The organism is Natronobeatus ordinarius, assembly GCF_024362485.1.
GTDB lineage: Archaea > Halobacteriota > Halobacteria > Halobacteriales > Natrialbaceae > Natronobeatus > Natronobeatus ordinarius.
The window spans coordinates 377,319-395,230 of sequence record NZ_CP101456.1 but is presented as its reverse complement, the minus strand read 5'-3'; the positions used below and the strand labels follow the sequence as shown (position 1 = coordinate 395,230).

The following is a 17,912-nucleotide window of genomic DNA, read 5'->3' as shown; positions in this document are numbered from 1 at the left end:
CTTCGACCGAAGCTGGAGGCGACGCGCGGCTCGACACTTCGGCAGGAGATAAATGACAGTGTTCGAGCAGTAACTGAGTGCTGTAATTTTCATTGAGAAAGTGATATAGATGTATAGTATCTTGAAGAGGTGATGAGTGTTAGACGGGTTCTAAGGTTACTTGGGGTGTTCCTGATTGTCGGCTGTGTCGTCCTCGCCGGGGGAGTGATCGGCGCGGCGGCTGACGGCAGTACCGGTCCCATAGCGAGTGGTCCGGCCGAACGAGGGGGAACAGCGCTTTCGAACCTGCAGGAAACGAGTTCGGAAGAGGGGAGTCTGGGGCCCAATTTACTGGATAATCCCCAGTGCATCGTGGATGGGCAAGGAGAGGGTGAAGAACCGCTCTACTGGACCGTAGAACAGGGCGAGCTCGAGTGTAACGAGCCCGAAAACCAGTTCATGCCCGACCCGATCGAAGGAGAGTATGTCTTCATCGATTGGGAGGATCTAGAACCTTCGACAGACGAGTCTGTCGCCACGCAGACGGTTCCGGTAACGGGCGGTTCGGGGTATCAGTTCAGCGTGTGGGTCGGGTCGGACGACGTAACAGACGACTACGCCCAGTTCGAGGTGCAGTTTCTCGACGACGGTACCCCCATCGACGACGGACTGATAGACAGCGGTGAGTTCCAGCCCGAAGACCACACAGAACCCGACCAGTTCGTCGAGACGACGGTCGCCCCGGAGAACGCCGACGAAGCGGTCGTTCGAATTATACTGGTAAACGGTGGAGATTTTGATCTCGATAGACCGCTGCTCTGGGCAGACGACGTCCGATTGCAGGAGTTCAGCGACGCACCGACGGCGTTCGACGTCGATGGTGTCGAGACGGGGATCGAGCAAACCCTTGCTCCCGACTGGACGCTCTTCGATGACGAGTTCGGTGAGGACGAAGATGACCGCGGGTTCGACGACTCCGGAGAACTCACTCACTTCGGCGGTGGCGACCTCGGTGGGAGTGTCACTGACAACGCGGCGGGAGAAACAGTCGGGCTCGCCGGTGGCGACTTACAGGTCAACGCCGACGGCTCGTTCAGTTTGACGAACCCGACGCAGACGGGGACGTTCGCGTTCGAGTATCGACTGGGCTATGAGGGCGACCACGACGATGCGGCGGTCGAGATCGAAATTCTCGATCACGAATTGGAGAACCCGCTGTGTGACGAGTGGGATAGCAACGCGCAGGACCAGCCCATCGGGTGGGATGGGGAAAGTATCTCCTGTCATGACCTCGAGGATCTACCGTGGACCGACACCGATCACACGGCCGTCGGAGAGCGGTCGTTCACGGACAATTACATCCTGCTGGACGACGAGGTCCACACCGAACAGACCGTCTACGTCGTCGGTGGGGAAACGTACACCGTTTCGGGACTGTACGGAACTGACTCCGACGACTACTCCGGGGAGGTCGAGTTCGAGTACCTCGATTCGGACGGCCACGTGATCGCGGATGAGGGTTTCACACTGGAGGACCTCCAGTCCGAATCGACCACGGATTTCGACCGATTCACGGAGACCACTGACGCGCCCGACGACGCGAAACGGGCGACGCTCCGGCTTACGGTCGTCCGCCCGAGTGGACACGAAGATCCTGCAGGCGTCTACTTCGACGACCTCTCGATCGAGGACGATGATCCGAGCGAGGATCCCGTAAACGCCCGCGACGTCGAAACCGAGGTCGGCATCTATCATACGTTCGACCCCGACGACACGCTGTTCGATGACTGGGGCAACGGGGTAGACGAACTGGGGACTCCCGAAGCTGAACTCGTAAACTTCGGCGGTGGCGACCTCTCGGGAAGCGTGACCGACCACGATCCCGGTGAGGAGATGTCGTTTGCTGGCGGGACGCTCACCGTCGAAGCCGACGGCTCGTTCAGCCTCGAGGAACCGACCGACGTCGGGGCCCACACCTTCGAGTACGAGATCGAGAACGAACACGACTCGAGCACTGCGACGGTCGAGATCTGGGTGCGAGACAGTACCCTGTTCGACACCGACTGTGACCCGGACTCGTTCGACGCGTGGGATGACGTCTCGCCGTCGGGCGGTGGAATCGGCTGTATCGACCCACAGCGCTCCGGAGAGGTCGATCCGAACGGCGAACAGAACCCCCCGGTTCCGCCGTACGCCATCGGGGACACGGTCGGCGACGGCGAGGACGCCAGCGCCGAGCAGACGGTTCCTGTCCGGCCCGGATTCACGTACGAGCTGGCCGGATACGTCGGAACCGAAGAGACGCCCGAGGACAGTTACGTCACGCTCGAAGTCGACTACCTCGACGAGGACGGAACGGTCCTCACCGTCGACGAGGAAGCCGACGTCGACCTCTCCGAGATGCGTTCCGAGGAAACGACGGAGTTCGACGCGTTCTCGGATACGACTGTCGCTCCGGAGGATGCGACGCACGCAACGGTACGGATTCACGTCAACAACGCCGCCGAGATGGACCTCGGTGGAGACGCCTATGCACGCGCGTACGTCGATGACCTCTCGTTCGACCTGCTTGGAACTCCACCCGAAGCGAACGACGCCGATCTCGAGGTCGATGCTGCCGACACGCTCACCACCTCCGTCGTCGAGGATCACGGTCACGGCGCCGACGACCTTGGCGAACCGGACGCAGAAGTCGTGAGTTTCGGCGGCGGCGACCTCGCTGGCGACGCGACAGAGTACAACGCCGGTCAGACGACCGCCCTCGCTGGCGGTGACCTGACGATCGAGTCCGATGGCTCGCTCGAGTTCGTCGCACCGACCGAGCCCGGAACGTTCGCGTTCGACTACCGCCTCGAGAACGACGCGGGATACGACGAGGCGACGGTAACAATCGAGGTCGAGTCATTGACCGTCGACGGCACTGTCACCGACGCGGTTGCCGACGGAGAGCCGGGCATTGCGGACGCGACAGTGACGCTCGACCACGAGGACAGCGAGGAGAGCTACGAAACCGAAACCGCCAGCGATGGCTCGTACGAACTCGCGGTCGGGCAGGTGGGCGAGTTCGTCCTGACGGTCGAAGCATCCGGATACGAGATGAAAAGCGCTCCCATCACCCTCGACGGCGGAGACGAAACCCGCGACGTCGGCCTGACGGGGAACGCGTCGGTGAGCGGCACCGTCTCGGATACGACGTTCGAGACGGGCATCGAAGACATCGAAGTTGCCGTCGAGAACGGACTCGGGGCGTACACCGCCGAGACGGACGACAATGGCGAGTACACCGTCGAGAGTGTGCCCGGAACGGGCGAGGAGTACGCGGTGACCGTCGATCCAACCGGCTGGGACGGGAACTCGACAACTGTGACCATCGACGATGGCGACGACGTGACCGACGTAGACTTCGAAATCACCGGCGATGGGCGAGATTCCATTGCGCTCAGCGACTGGAAAACGGGCGAGCCGCTCGAGGGAGCGACGGTGCGCATCGAACACGAGACGTTCGGCGTCGCCGAGGACGCGTTCACGGCAGACGGCGACGGAAACATGAAAATCGTGCTCCCGGGCGGCTTCACGTACGGGTACACGTTCTCACAACCGGGGTACGATCCGGTCGAGATCCCGGTCCGCTCGTTCGGTCCTGGCGATGAACTGTCGGCAAACTATGTGCTGGGCGGCAACGCCGAGATCGACGGGAAGATAACCGACGCAGAAACCGGTGGGGGGATCGGGGGCGCGACCGTGACCGCCCAGAACGGGACGGGGGCATACGAAGCGACGACGAGCGCCGACGGCACGTACACCATCGAGAACGTTCCCGGTGGACACGACTACGACGTCGAAATCGAGGCGGACGGCTACGACACCGTCGTCGAATCGGACGAGTCCGTTGGAGACGAGGCGACCCACACCCTCGATGCCGAACTGACCGGGACCGCAACGCTCAGCGGGACCGTTACGGACGAAACGTTCGGAGCGGATCTCGACGGCGTGGAGGTCGAAGTGTCCGGCGAGCAGGAGTACGTCGTCGAGACGGACGAGAACGGCGAGTACACGGCCACCGTCGCCGGAACCGGTGAGGAGTACGTCGTGACCGTCGATCCCGATGGATGGGGCGAAACGAGTGAGACCATCGAGCTCGGCGACGGGGAAACTGAGACCGACGTCGACTTCGAACTCGCCGGCGACGCGGCGATCGAGCTCACGGTCGAAGACGCCGAAACCGGGAGTCCGATCGACGGGGCAACCGTGATCGTAACGAACGGGACGCTCGGTGAGAGTGATTCGTTCGAGACCGACGACGATGGCGCGGCCGAACTGGCGCCGCTTCCGGGCGGGTTCACCTACGACTTCACGATCGAAGCCGACGGCTACGATGACGGCGAGCTGACCGACGTGTTCCTCACGGAAGATACGTCAGCGAGTCGAACCCACGGCCTGTTCGGAAACGCCGGGATCACCGGGCAGGTAACCGACGAGGTAACCGGTGGTCCGGTCGATGGCGCGACCGTCACCGCCGAGAACGGTGCCGGAACGTACGAGACGACGACCGACGAGGGCGGCGAATATTCGCTCGAGAACCTCCCCGGAACCGGCGAGGCGTACGACGTGGCGGTCGACGCCGAGGGCTACGAATCGGTCCAAGAGACGGTCGCCGTCGGTGACGAGGCGAGCGAGGTGCGAGCGTTCGTCGTCTCGGGCGACGCCGAGCTCACCGGCACGGTGACCGACGCACTGACCGGGGAAGGAATCGACGGGGCGACCGTCACAGCCGAAAACGGTGCCGGAGCGTACGAGGCGACGACCGACGAGGACGGGAAATACACGATCGAGAACGTCCCCGGCGAAGAAACGTACGAGCTCACGGCCGCCCACGAAGCGTACGAGACAGCGAGCCGAGCAGGCGTAGCCGTCGACGCTGGCGAACAGCAAACCGAGAACCTCGAGTTCGAGCCAGTCGGGCGGGCGACCGTCGTGGGAACGGTGAGCGACGAGGTGACGGGCGCGGCAGTTGCCGACGCAACCGTAATCGTAGAACTGGACGACGCAGCTACCGAGATCGAATACGAAACGACGACCGATGCGGACGGCGGCTACGAGGTGGACGAAGTCATCAGTGGATACGGCTACACCGTCACGGTCGTTGCGAACGGCTACGAACGCGTTTCCGAAGCGACGACCGTCGACACTGACGGCACGATCGAAGTCGACGTCACCGCGGCTGGAAACGCGTCCGTGAGCGGCATCGTCGAAGACGAGGCGACCGGCGCCGCGGTTCCCGACGCCGTCGTCGTCGTCGCCGGCGAGCAAGGCGAGTACATCGCCGAGATGAACGCTTCGGGCGAGTTTAGCGTCGAGCAGGTCGCCGGAACGGGCGAGAGCTACGAGCTGTCCGCGAGCGCACCCGGCTACGCGACAACCACGATGACCCTCGAGGTCGGCGACGGGGACGTACTCGAGGACGTGCTCGTCGAACTACCCCACGAGCTCGCACCGTACGCCGACGACGACGGAATTGTCCAGACAGACGGGCTCCGGAACGCGATCGACGACTGGCGAAGTGGAAGTGTCGACACCAACCTGCTGCGTGCGGCGGTCGACGCCTGGAAAACCGGCGATCCGATCGACTGAGACGGATCGTTGTGACGATTCACCGGCTCGTTGTGACGATTCACCGGATCGTTGTGACGATTCACCGGCTCGTCACAGCGATTTTACCGGCGCAACCACACCACGTCGCGGTTGGACCGGAACTGACCCACAGCGGTCTGTATGAAGCGGTCCGACCAGCGCCGATGGAAAGACAGTTGCCGCCCCACCCCCAAACACGTCCCACATGCGAATCGCCGTCCCCAACAAGGGCCGCCTGCACGATCCGTCGATCGACCTGCTCGAGCGGGCGGGGCTCCATCTCGAGAACGGGGCCGACCGCAGGCTCTACGCCGCGACGGTCGATCCGGACGTCACCGTGGTGTTCGCCCGCGCGGCCGACATCCCGGAGTACGTCGCCGACGGCGCGGCCGACCTGGGGATCACGGGGCTGGACCAGGTCCACGAGGCGGGCGTCGGGAACGTCGAAAGCTTACTCGACCTCGAGTTCGGCCGGTGTCGGCTCGTGCTCGCCGCCCCCGAGGACGGCGACGTCGAGACGGTCGAAGACCTCGAGGGTGGCACCGTCGCGACGGAGTTCCCGACGATCACGCGCAACTTTTTCGACGACGCGGGCGTCGAGGCCGCCATCGTCGAGGTGTCGGGCGCGACCGAACTCACGCCGCACGTCGAGATGGCCGACGCTATCGTCGATATTACCAGCACGGGCACGACGCTGAAAGTCAACCGCCTGGCCGTCCTCGAGGAGGTGCTCTCGAGTTCGGTCCACCTGTTCGCCCGCGAGGACGTCGTCGACGACCCCAAGGTCGAGGAGGTCCGGACGGCGCTCTCGTCGGTGATCGCCGCCGACGGGAAACGGTACCTGATGATGAACGTGCCGAAAGCGCGACTCGAGGACGTCCGGGAGGTCATCCCTGGCCTCGGCGGGCCGACGATCATGGACATCGCCAACGACGGTGAGTCGAGCGACTCACCGAGCAGTCAGAACGCGTCGCGTTCTGCCAACGGTGGTGGAGAAAAAGTCGCCGTCCACGCCGTCGTCGACGAACGGGACGTCTTCGAGACGATCACCGACGTCAAAGCCTGCGGCGCGAGCGGGATTCTGGTGACGGAGATCGAGCGGTTGGTCGAGTAATCGGGATCCGAGCGCCGACGTTACTCGAGTGCCGACTCGAGTTCGGACAGCTGCGCGGCCGGAACGACGAGCCCCCGGAGCCGTTCGTACTCGAGCAGTCCGTACTCCTCGAGCAGGGGCAGGTGAGTCCGCCGGAGCGCCGCGTGGACGCGCTGGCGCTGCTCGAGGAGCGTGCTCCCGAGCGTCGCGTCGTGCTCGGCGTCGGCGATTTGGCTGACCAGCGTCCGAACGGCGACCTCGTCGTCGGCCTCGAGCACGTACCGGAGCACCGCCCGGCGGCGGTCGTTGCACAACACGTCATCCCAGCGCGGGCGCGAGTGCTCGTCGAGCCGGAGTCGATCGGAGACCGTCGTCGGTCCGTAGAGAGTCATGGTCGACTGACGATCACCAGGACGAACATCCGAATAAACGCGGTCGGTCGTTTCGACGAGTCGAGTCGGATTCAGGCGAATTAGCACCGTTCAACGCGGGTCGAAACAGCCGTTCGTGGCCGATTCGGGGTCGGGTCGGCGAGTCGAGAGATCGGCGTCGAGTCCGAACCGTTCACGATCGCGAACCGATACGAACGCGGCGAGCGGACCTGAACTCGAGCGAACTGGGCCAGCGAAGCGAAACATGCGAACGACTGGGGCAGCCGATTCAACGCGCGTGAGCTGGCGCTCGCAGAACGTAATCAGACAACCGGTTCGAACGCCCGCTACGATCCGTCGACCGGCGCCGACGCTCGCTCGCGGCGGCTCCGCGGGGGACGTCGCGTTACTCGAGCAGGCCGAGATCCTCGAGCCGGGAGACGATCTTGTCGACGGCGTGCTCGGCGTCTTCGGGCTTCTTTCCGCCGGTAATAACGAGTTTACCGGAGCCAAAGAGCAGGGCGACGACCTCGGGATCGTCGAGGCGGTAGACGAGGCCGGGGAACTGCTCGGGTTCGTACTCGATGTTCTCTAAGCCGAGGCCGATGGCGATCGCGTTCAGGTTGAGGTTCCGTCCCAGGTCGGCCGAGGTGACGATGTTCTGGACGACGATCTCGGGATCCTCGTTCACCTGGATCTGGAGTTCGCGCAGTTTGTCGAAGACGATGCGCAGGCTCTCGTGGACGTCGTCGGTGCTTTTTGCACCCGTGCAGACGATCTTGCCCGAGCGGAAGATCAGCGCGGCGGACTTGGGATTCTGCGTGCGGTAGACGAGCCCCGGGAACTGCTCGGGGTCGTAGTCCGCCCCTTCCAGGTCCATCGCAACGCTCTGGAGATCGAGTTCCTGTCCGATACCGGTCGACGCCACCACGTTTTCGATGTTGATGGTCTCCTTCGGATCCGTCATTATTCGCTTAAAAAGACGTATTTAAGGTTTATAAAGGTTAGTACCGCTGTCTGATATTTCCGGTACGTGACCACGGCAACCCACCGCTCATAGTCACCGGTTCACTCCCCGGAATTCGAGGGCAGGAACGTCGATGCGGTGGGTCGAGCGGGGGTGTCCAGAGTCTCCCAAAACGGTAGGCTCATAGCGCGCGCGAAGCGACGGTTCGAGTGTGTACCTGCTCGAGTTCGGCGGCGAGGATGACGCGTTCGCAGCCTGCGAAGCGCAAGCGGCCGCCACCGGCGTCCGGCGGATCGCGCCCGGCCTCGCCGTCGCCCGCGGGATCGTCCCCGAACGAGTCCGGGGGCTGGCCTACACCCACCGCGCGAGCGAACTCCTCGGACGCGCCGACGCCGACCTCGAGAGCGCCCGGGCCGTGCTCGAGGCGGCTCCGGCGGATCGGGAGGGGACCGTCGCCGTCCGTGCGACCGACGTCCACGGCTCGAGCGGCGTCGACACGCAGCGAGCCGAGCGCGTTCTCGGGAGCGTGCTGGTCGATCGGGGCTTCGCGGTCGACCTCGAGAATCCCGATCACGTCCTCCGGGTCGCCTTCTCCGAGGGCGAACCCGAGGGCGACGACCGCCTGCAGCCGGCCGAAGGAGCGTCGGAGAGCGAGTCGGCCTCGGTCTGTGCGCTCGGCTGGCTCGCGGCCGAGAGCGTGCGTGACTTCGGAGAGCGCAAGCCGACGGAGAAACCCTTCTTCCAGCCCGGCAGCATGGACCCGCTGCTCGCGCGCGCCGTCGCGAACGTCGCCGGCGCCCGGCCCGACCGGACGGTCCTCGACCCGATGTGCGGGACGGGGGGTGTTCTCGTCGAAGCCGGCCTCGTCGGCGCGGACGTGATCGGGACGGATGCGCAAAAGAAGATGGCCGCAGGCGCCCGCGAGAACCTCGCGCACTTTCTCGGCCGCGAGGGCGACTCGTCCACGAGCGTCCCGACCGGCGCGTGGCACGTCGGCCGCGGCGACGCCACCCGACTTCCGCTCCGGGACGGGGTGGTCGACGGCGTGGTGTTCGACGCCCCCTACGGCCGCCAGTCGAAGATCGCCACGCACCGCCTCGAGGACCTCGTCGCGGGCGCGCTCGCGGAGGCGCGACGCGTCGCCCCGCGCGCCGTCGTCGTCGCCGATCGGTCGTGGGCCGGTGCGGCGAGGGAAGCGGGATGGGAGCTCGAGGCCGCGTTCGAACGCCGGGTGCACCGCTCGCTGACGCGGTACGTGCTCGTGCTCGAGTAGCACCGCTTTGACTGTCTTCGAATTGATTCCATCACCACGGTTCATGGGTAGTGAGCCTATCACCGTTCGTACGGGTGATCGGATGGGCGAATCCGGGAATCACGAAACTGAGGAGTACGGGACGACGCGGCTCGACCAGCGCGGACGACTGACGATCCCGAAGGCGCTCTGTGAGGATCTCAACCTGGGAGACGGAACCGTGTTCCGGGTCGTTCGCGAGGGGAGTGCCATCAGACTCGTGCGGGCGGATTCGGACCTCGAGACGGTGACTCGAGACGAACCGTGGGGGAACGAGGCCTTTCGAGATGCCGGTGAGGCGACCTTCGGAGAACGATAGGGTCGACGAACGGAGGTTCGGTGCTCGAGTCCGGGTCGTGAGAACTCGTCCGTGTTCGTGCGTTACTCGTGGACGCCCACGAGGTCGAACGGCGTTCCTTCCTCGTCGCCGGCTGCCTGCGCGTAGACGGCGTGGGCGGCGGCGACGTCCTGGATCGCCAGGCCGGTCGAGTCGAAGACGGTGACGCCGGTGTCGGCCGTTCGGCCCTCCTTCTCGCCGACGACGATCTCGCCGATCTCGCCGTAGATGTCCTCGTCGTTGAGGACGCCCTCGTTGTAGGGAACGTTGACCTCGCCGGAGTGAGTACACTGCTCGTGGTCGTCGATGACGATCGTCGCCGCCTGGAGCAGCTCGTCGGCGAGTTCGTGTTTGCCCTCGGCGTCGGCGCCCATCGCGTTGACGTGGGTGTGCTCGCCGACGTCCTCGAGTCCGACGATCGGATCGCGGACGGGCGTCACCGTCGAGAGGACGTCACAGTGGCCGGCCTCTGTGATCGAGCCGCCGCGGACGTCGAACCGGTCGCCGAAGGTCTCGACGAACCGTGAAACGCGTTCGTCGTCGAGGTCGGAGACGACGACCTCTTCGATCGGTCGGATCTCGGCGACGGCCTCGAGCTGGGTGTACGACTGGACGCCCGCGCCGACGATTCCCATGCTCGTGGCGTCCTCGACCGCGAGGTAGTCGGTGGCGACGGCGGCGGCCGCACCCGTGCGCTTCATCGTGAGTTCGGTACCGTCCATGATCGCGAGCGGGAACGCCGTCTCGGGGTCGGAGTAGATCATCGTCCCCATCACCGTCGGCAGCTCGTGGTCGTCGGGGTTGTTCGGGTGGACGTTCACCCACTTCAACCCGGCAGCGTCCCACTCGCCGGCGTCGAGGTAGGCGGGCATCGACCGGAAGTCACCGTTGTACTGCGGCAGGTCGATGTAGGACTTCGCCGGCATCTGGGCGTCGCCGCGCTCGTAGGCGGCGAAGGCGTCCTCGAGTGCCGCGATCAGGTCCGCCATGCGAGTGTTCTCATCTACGTCTCCGCTGTCCAGAAGCAACGTCTGCATGCCGGCGAATATTGCTGGGGGGTACTTAGTTCATACTGAAGCCGGCTCGAACCAGGAATCGACTGACAGGACTGTCTCGGGCGGCTGGTCGCGTGCGACGAACCGTCACAAAAGTCGGTGTCGAACGAAACTGAGCCGACGTCGATGGTGCGAGCGGAGCCTCCAGTCGAACGGAGTGGGTGGATCTCCGGGCTGGTTACATCATGCCGCCCATGCCGCCACCCATGCCGCCCATGCCACCCATACCGGGGTCGGCGGGCATGTCGTCATCGTCGTCGTCCGAGGAACCGCCCTTGAGGTCGCCGGCGGCGATGACGTCGTCGATGCGAAGCAGCATAACGGACGCTTCGGTGGCCGACTCGATCGCCTGGGTCTTCACGCGCAGCGGCTCGTAGACGCCTTCTTCGGCCATGTCGATCGTGTCGCCGGTGTAGGCGTCGAGGCCGGCGGCGGTGTCGCCGCCGTCGTGGGCGCTGCGCAGTTCGACCAGCGAGTCGATGGGGTCGAGGCCGGCGTTCTCCGCGAGGGTGCGCGGGATGACCTCGAGGGCGTCGGCGAACGCCTCGACGGCGAGTTGCTCGCGGCCACCGACGGAGTCGGCGTAGTCGCGCAGGGCGAGGCTGAGCTCGACTTCGGGCGCGCCGCCGCCGGCGAGCACCTGGCCGTCCTCGATGGTCGTGCGCACGACACCCAGCGAGTCCTCGATGGCGCGGTCGACCTCGTCGATGACGTGCTCGGTGCCGCCGCGGAGGATCATCGTGACGGCTTTCGCGTCCTCGACGTCCTCGATGAAGATTCGCTGGTCGCCGCCGACGTCCTGCTGGGCGACACTGCCGGCGTAGCCGAGGTCGTCCTCGGAGATGTCGTCGATGTTCGAGACGGGCTTGGCGCCGGTGGCGCGGGCGATGCGCGTGGCGTCGGAGGACTTCACGCGGCGGACGGCCAGAATACCCTCCTGGGCGAGGTAGTGCTGGGCCATGTCGTCGATACCCTTGTCGACGAAGACGGCGTCGGCGCCGACGTCGACGAGCGTGTCGACCATCTCCTTGAGCTGGGCTTCTTCCTGCTCTAAGAACTGCTGGAGCTGGTCGGGGTCGGTGACCGAAACTTCGGCGTCGATCTCGGTCTCTTTGACCTCGAGGGCGCCGTCGATGATCGCGACGTTCGCATCCTCGACGAAGTACGGCATGTTCTCGGAGACGCGCTCTTTGTCGACGATGACGCCCTCGACGAGCTCAGAGTTCTCGATGGAGCCGCCGACGACCTTCTCGACTTTGACGTTCTCCGTGTCGATGCCGTCCTCGTCGGCGACCGCGCGGACGGCGTCGACGACGAGGTCGGCGAGGTGGTCTTTGGCACTCTCGGCACCTTTGCCCGTCATCGCCGTGGCGGCGATCTGGTGGAGGATCTCGGTGTCGTCGGCGTCGACGTCGATCGCGATCTCCTCGAGCGTCTCGCGGGCTTTCGCGGCCGCCTGCCGGTAGCCCTGGACGAGCGTCGTCGCGTGGATGTCCTGCTCGAGGAGGTCCTCGGCGCGCTTGAGGAGCTCACCCGAGACGACGACCGCGCTCGTCGTGCCGTCGCCGACCTCGTCCTCCTGGGTTTCGGCGACCTCGACGATCATGTTCGCCGCGGGGTGGTCGATGTCCATCTCCGTCAGGAGCGTGACGCCGTCGTTCGTGACGACGACCGAGCCCGCCGAGTCGACGAGCATCTTGTCCATCCCTTTCGGGCCGAGTGTGGTCCGTACGGCCTCGGCGACTGCCTTCCCGGCCGTGATGTTCATCGACTGTGCGTCTTTGCCGGACGTTCGCTGACTCTCCTCCGAAAGAACGATGAGGGGCTGGTTGCCCATCTGTTGTGCCATGGTCAAGAGAGGGATTGTTTGTTATTCTATATAAACCCTTCGTTATCGCCCATAGAAGAAGGCCACACGGGGTCGGAATCAGGCGTTCGTGACGGTACAGACCGTCGCCGATTTATATATTAAGTACGGCGAGAAGCGTCGAGCGGCGACGCTCGAGGCGACTCAGGGCTGGCCACCGGGGAACCGGTGGTACTCGAGGCCCGCACGTTTCATCTCGGTGTGTTTCTCCTCGAGGAAGGAGTAAACCGCGCCGTGAGGCGCACCGTCTAGGAGCATCTCGGCGGCGGTGCGGACGACGTCGACCTGCTGGGGCGTCCCGATCGCACCGAGGGTGGAGCCGTAGATGACGACCGAGGCGCCCGACAGCTCCTCCATCAGTTCACGGGTCCGGCCGCCCTCGCCGATGAGCCGGCCTTTCTTGCGTTTTAAGTCGTTCTTGTTTCGCGAGGCGGCGGCGATGTCGACGAGCTCGAACATCATCAGGTCGTCGGCGAGCAGGGCCATCGCGTCATCGGGGGCGAACCCGCGGCCGATCGCGCGAACGATGTCGGGACCTTTCAGGCCGCGAACGGGGTCGCCGACGCTCTCGATGGCGACCGAGCCGTTCTCCGAGTCGATGTCGAGTCGCACCTCGGCCTCGGCCTCGATCTCGCGCATCGTCTCACCGCCTTCGCCGATGAGCACACCGATGCGTTCCTGCGGAATCTTCACGTGCTGCATATACCCCGTCTACTTGCTCGGCCAGTTTAAGCCCTTGGGCGAGGGTGTGAAGGGCACGCACGTCGCTCGAGCCGGCGAACAGTTCAACGGCGACCGGTTCACGAGCGTCGATCGGTCACTCGAGCGTTCGGAACCGGACGGCTTCGGTCTCGGTGTCGAGGATCGCGACGGTTCGGTGGTCGTCGGGAACGGTCGGGAACTGTGCACCGGGGTTGATCACGGTCGTTCGTCCCGTCTCCGTCAGCTCCCGTTCGTGGTGGTGGCCGTAACAGACGTAGTCGTAGGTCTCGGCGGCCGCGAGCGCCCGGACCTCCGCGAGCGACTCGCCGTGGAGGACGGCGACCGAGAGGCCGTCGAACTCGAGGTCGGCGAACCGGCCGTGCAGTTCGCTGCCCGGACCGAGGGCGTCGAACGCCGCGTACAGCCCGCGGAGTTCGCCGTCGTTGTTCCCCAGCACGCCGTGGACTTCGAAGTCCTCGAAGTACGGGATCACGAGCGGGGCGACGTAGTCGCCACAGTGGAGGACGACCTCGACGCCCGCCTCGGCGAAGCGCTCGGTGGCCGACTCGACCGCCGCGACGTTGTCGTGGGTGTCAGCGAGGATACCGATGTTCATGGTCGAGAGCGCGTCCGCGAGCGACATGAGCGTTCGGGGTGGCGAGGAGAAGGAGCCGAATCGAAGCGACGGAGGTCAGTAGCCGAGCTCGAGGAAACGGTTTGTCGCGAGGGCACAGAACGCCCCCGCGAGCAGGACGGCGAGGAACGTGAACGCGACGGCCCACCCGAAGAGGTCCGCGAACAGCCCTGTAACGACGGAGCCCGACGAGGAGAGGACCATGTTCGCCGACTGGGTGAGTCCAAACGCCGCACCGCGTTCGTCCTCGGTGAAGACGTCCATGAACCGGGCCGTGACCGCCGCGTAGGCGCTCAGGCCGACGCCCGCGAGGGCGATCCCCCCGAGGATGGCGACGTCGCCGGGACCCACGGCGAAGGAGACGAAGCCGGCGGCGGCGAGCGCCAGACAGACGAGCGTCACGGGATCCCGGCCGTAGCGGTCCGAGAGGCCGCCGACGCCGACCTGGACGAGCCCCTGGACGACGAAGAAGCCGGAGAACCACAGCGCCGCCATCTCCGCCGACTGGCCGCGGTGTTCGATGAGAAAGGTCGGGAGAAACGAGGTGCTGGCCTGCCAGACGAACGTGATGGTGACGGCCATGACGACGGTGAAGGCGATCTGTGGCCGCGTGATGACCGCGAGCACCGGCTCGAGGGCGAACCGCTCGGCCATCGGCTCGTCGGGGCGGCGCGGCTCGGTCGGCCGGACGCGCCAAGCGAAGAGGACGAAGACGGGAATCGCGATCGCGGTGCCGATGGCGACGGCGGGCCGCCAGCCGTAATTCACGCCGATCCAGGCGGCGAGCACCGGCGCGAGCAGTCCCCCTGCGGTCCCGCCGAGCGTGTGGAGGCCGATGGCCGCACCGACGTCGTCGTCGTAGATCCGGGTGAGCAGTGTGGTCGCGACGCTGAAGTGCAGCCCCGCCAGTGCGCCGAGGACGATAGCCGCGAGGACGAACAGCGGGAACAGCGGCGCGACGGCGATCAGGAGGCTCCCGACCGCCGTGCCGCCGACGGCGACGAGGATGACCGGCCGCTCGCCGTAGCGGTCGGCGAACACTCCGCTCGGGTACTGGGCGAGGCCGTAGGCGAGCCACATCCCCGTGAGCCCGAGCCCCACGGCGGCGTTCGAGACCCCGAACTCCTCGGTGATCGCGGGCACGACCGGACTGATCGCCAGCCGGGCGACCATCGTCGCGAACAGCGCGAACGTACACAGCGTCAGTACCGTATGCCGGTACTGCCATCGTCTCGACTCGGTCATCGTGAACAGTCTGCGCTCACGTGAGCGTGACGGTCGGTCGTGAAGGATGTACTGATTCCGGCAGCCGGGGACCGACGAACCAGCTAGCGGAGGGTCGTCGGCAGCCCGGCCGACTCGAGCGCCCGCCGTCGCTCACTCGCCGTCAGGCGGTAGGGCTCGAGTTCGTCGACGAGGTCGCCCAGCGCGTCGCGTCGGCGCTGGTGGTCGGCGAGGAAGTCGGTGATGCGGTCGATCGCGACCTCCTTGAGGTCGCCGCTGAGCAGGTCCCCGGATCGGTAGTCGGAGGCGAGTCGCTCGAGGCGGTCGTCGTCGGGTTCGAAGACGTATCGCAGGTACTGGAACGGGACGTCAACCGTCGGGTCGCCGCCCTTCTCGCGGTGTTCCTCGAGGGTCGCCTGGCCGCCCGTGTAGGCGTGACGGCGGATCGTCTCGGCGACCGTCTCCGGGTCGTCAGTGAGTTCGATCGACGGAGCATCGCCCGAGGAGCTCATCTTGCCCGGTCCCTCGAGCCCAGGGAGGAACCGGCCGAGCAGCGCGCCCGGTTTCGAGACCGGTAGCGCCTCCTTGCCCGCCACGTCGCGACAGACCCGGACGTGGGGATCCTGGTCGACGGCGATCGGGACGAGCGTCGGCTGGCGCCCCTCGACGAACTGTGGGAGCAGGAGGTGGGTCGCCTGCACCGCGGGGTAAAACTGCAGCCCCACGGTGTCGGTCTCGCCGTAAACGGCCTCGACCGTCGCGGGCGTGAGGTGTTTCGAGAGGCGAACGGCGATCGGGTAGACGACGTCGGCGTCGGCGGTGTCGACCACGATCCGGGTCTTCTCGGGGTCGAAGCCGACGGCGAGAACGTCGCGGAGGTTCTCCCGCGTGTGCTCGCCGATCGACGCGAACGACTGAGCCTTCGCGAGGTACTTCTCGTCGTCGGACAGCGGGAGGTAGACGGTCGCCCCCGTCGCCTCCTGGAAGCGCTTTGCGAGGTACAGCGGGGGGACGTGTCCGAGATGCATCGGCCCCGACGGCCCCCGACCGGTGACGATCGCGTGGGACTCGCCTGCCTCGGCGGCCTCGAGGTGGCGGTCGACGTCCCGACCGGCGTAGAAGGTCCGCCGGCGAACCAGCGGATGGTCCGGGAACCGAGCGATCTGCTCGTCGGTGAGCGGATCGGCGCCGAACCGCTCGAGGAGGCGCCCGTAGTCGACCTCGCCGGAGACGGCGTAGGGAGTGACGACGAACGCCTCGTCGGCCCCAGGTCGATCGATGGACGGGTGGTCGGAAGTCGATTCATTCGTGTCGGCTGGCGTGTCCGTCATCGGAGTAGTGCGGTGGCTGGAGTGTGGCAGTTAGCGTGTGATTCACGACAGAACGAAGGGAGCGTCGCCGCCGCCCGCGCCGGGTTAGGCCGCGTCGCGTCCGACGGCGACACTGTCCGCTCTCGAGGGGGCGTACCAGGGCCAGCCGAGAGCGGACGTCATCGACCGACGATGCGGGTGGCGTGAGCTAAAACGTTTCGGCGACCGCGACGGTCAGTCGTCCGGCGCCTCGACTGCTGGCGCTGGGTCGGCAATTCGGCCGTCGTCTGTCGCCACTGAATCGTCGGCAGCCGTCCCGACGTCCGTCGTGTCCGCACCCATTCCGGGCTGGGTGCCGTCCTCCCGACGAAAACAGGCGGAAACGAGGAGCGGGACCGTGGCGGCGAGCACCGATCGACGCCGGACGTGACGCGTCATGCCCTCCCGTATCACGAACCGGTACATATGTTTTGAGGGAACCTACTCTCGTGACGGGTCGGGATCGGCGTCGGTCACGAACTCGAGGACGTCGTCGCCGGTGACCTCGAGTCCCTGGCGGGCGAAGAAGTTCGCGACGTTTTTGCAGTCGCGCTCGAGGAACTCCCGGCTGTTTGGGTGATGGACAGTGACGGCCTGGCCGAGGTCGATCACCACCAGCTGGCCCTCGTGGAAGACGACGTTGTACTCGCTCAGGTCGCCGTGGATGAGTCCCGCCGAGTAGAGCCGGCGCATGTACTCGCGCATCACCTCGTAAGCCGTCTGGGGGTTCTCGATGTGAACCTCCCCCAGTCGCTTCGCGCGGCCGTCCTCGTTGCCGATGTACTCCATCACGAGGACGTTGCGCTCGGCGGCGATCGGTTCGGGGACGCGGATGCCCGCCTTCCGCGCCCGCTCGAGGTTCGCCAGCTCCTTTTTGACCCACGCGAGGACGACGTCCTTTTTCTTCCCACCCAGGCCCTCGAAGCGGGGGTCACCCTCCAGATAATCGCGCATCTGCCGGAAGTTCGAGGCGTTGATCCGGTAGACTTTGACCGCCACGTCGCGCTCGTCCCCGAGCGCGTGGTAGACGTTGGCCTCCTTGCCCGTCGAGATCGGCCCGCCAAAGGCCTCGACGTAGCCGTCCTGAACGAGCTTGTAGAGGGCGGCGAACGTCGCGTCGTCGAACACCGACTGCTCGACCTTGAACTGGTCGGCGTCCTTGATGCGCTTCTGGAAGTCCTCGAACTCCCGGTCGCGCTTGCGGGCGATGCGATCTGCCTCCGTGTCGGCGACGTCGATCTCCTCCCACTCGTCGCCGGGGGTGTCGGCTTCCTCCAGGTCTACCAGCCCGAACTCGTCTGCCATCTACGCGCTAGTACTACGCCGGGCGGCTAAAGTGATCGGGCTCGTTCGTCGGCCGTCACGGCGCCGATCGACCGCGAGTCGACACGGCGGCCGACCACGGTGACCGG

Annotated in this window: 14 protein-coding genes; 4 read left to right on the top strand and 10 right to left on the bottom strand. The window is 65.8% G+C overall.

All coding sequences use genetic code 11. The features are described 5' to 3' along the window. Positions 1-132: 132 nt before the first annotated feature. Together NMQ09_RS02050 and hisG are read left to right on the top strand one after the other, a co-directional pair. Positions 133-5,610 (top strand): MSCRAMM family protein, encoded by a 5,478-nt coding sequence (locus tag NMQ09_RS02050; RefSeq protein WP_255192792.1) that lies wholly within the window; start codon positions 133-135, stop codon positions 5,608-5,610. Between the two features lie 205 nt (positions 5,611-5,815). Continuing rightward, positions 5,816-6,724: an ATP phosphoribosyltransferase gene (gene hisG / locus NMQ09_RS02045; RefSeq protein ID WP_255192791.1), complete on the top strand. Its 909-nt coding sequence runs from the start codon at positions 5,816-5,818 to the stop codon at positions 6,722-6,724. 20 nt (positions 6,725-6,744) lie between these two features. Here hisG and NMQ09_RS02040 read toward each other — a convergent pair whose 3' ends face one another. Together NMQ09_RS02040 and NMQ09_RS02035 are read right to left on the bottom strand one after the other, a co-directional pair. Beyond that, a complete protein-coding gene (locus NMQ09_RS02040; protein WP_255192790.1) occupies positions 6,745-7,095 on the bottom strand; it encodes a DUF7344 domain-containing protein in 351 nt (116 codons plus the stop codon). Between the two features lie 385 nt (positions 7,096-7,480). Beyond that, positions 7,481-8,041: a TATA-box-binding protein gene (locus tag NMQ09_RS02035; RefSeq protein WP_255192789.1), complete on the bottom strand. Its 561-nt coding sequence runs from the start codon at positions 8,039-8,041 to the stop codon at positions 7,481-7,483. Between the two features lie 211 nt (positions 8,042-8,252). Between NMQ09_RS02035 and NMQ09_RS02030 the strand changes: the two genes are divergently transcribed. After that, positions 8,253-9,314, top strand: a complete 1,062-nt coding sequence (locus NMQ09_RS02030; protein WP_255192788.1) for a methyltransferase domain-containing protein — start codon at positions 8,253-8,255, stop codon at positions 9,312-9,314. 43 nt (positions 9,315-9,357) lie between these two features. Next, positions 9,358-9,651: an AbrB/MazE/SpoVT family DNA-binding domain-containing protein gene (locus tag NMQ09_RS02025; protein ID WP_255192787.1), complete on the top strand. Its 294-nt coding sequence runs from the start codon at positions 9,358-9,360 to the stop codon at positions 9,649-9,651. A 62-nt stretch (positions 9,652-9,713) separates the two neighbouring features. Here NMQ09_RS02025 and NMQ09_RS02020 read toward each other — a convergent pair whose 3' ends face one another. The 8 genes from NMQ09_RS02020 to rio1 all read right to left on the bottom strand — a co-directional run bounded on the left by NMQ09_RS02020 (position 9,714) and on the right by rio1 (position 17,805). After that, positions 9,714-10,706, bottom strand: a complete 993-nt coding sequence (locus tag NMQ09_RS02020; RefSeq protein ID WP_255192786.1) for an ornithine cyclodeaminase family protein — start codon at positions 10,704-10,706, stop codon at positions 9,714-9,716. A gap of 196 nt (positions 10,707-10,902) precedes the next feature. Further along, positions 10,903-12,561, bottom strand: a complete 1,659-nt coding sequence (gene thsA, locus NMQ09_RS02015; RefSeq protein ID WP_255194542.1) for a thermosome subunit alpha — start codon at positions 12,559-12,561, stop codon at positions 10,903-10,905. A gap of 174 nt (positions 12,562-12,735) precedes the next feature. Continuing rightward, a complete protein-coding gene (locus tag NMQ09_RS02010; protein ID WP_255192785.1) occupies positions 12,736-13,293 on the bottom strand; it encodes a KH domain-containing protein in 558 nt (185 codons plus the stop codon). 115 nt (positions 13,294-13,408) lie between these two features. Continuing rightward, positions 13,409-13,909 (bottom strand): metallophosphoesterase, encoded by a 501-nt coding sequence (locus tag NMQ09_RS02005; protein ID WP_255192784.1) that lies wholly within the window; start codon positions 13,907-13,909, stop codon positions 13,409-13,411. Positions 13,910-13,984: 75 nt separating this feature from the next. Beyond that, a complete protein-coding gene (locus tag NMQ09_RS02000) occupies positions 13,985-15,172 on the bottom strand; it encodes an MFS transporter (RefSeq protein ID WP_255192783.1) in 1,188 nt (395 codons plus the stop codon). 83 nt (positions 15,173-15,255) lie between these two features. After that, complete coding sequence (locus NMQ09_RS01995) at positions 15,256-16,482, bottom strand: tryptophan--tRNA ligase (protein WP_255192782.1); 1,227 nt, start codon at positions 16,480-16,482, stop codon at positions 15,256-15,258. A gap of 213 nt (positions 16,483-16,695) precedes the next feature. After that, entirely contained in the window at positions 16,696-16,899 is a 204-nt protein-coding gene (locus NMQ09_RS01990; RefSeq protein WP_255192781.1) for a hypothetical protein, read from the bottom strand. 42 nt (positions 16,900-16,941) lie between these two features. After that, positions 16,942-17,805, bottom strand: a complete 864-nt coding sequence (gene rio1, locus NMQ09_RS01985; RefSeq protein ID WP_255192780.1) for a serine/threonine-protein kinase Rio1 — start codon at positions 17,803-17,805, stop codon at positions 16,942-16,944. Between the last annotated feature and the right edge of the window lie 107 nt (positions 17,806-17,912).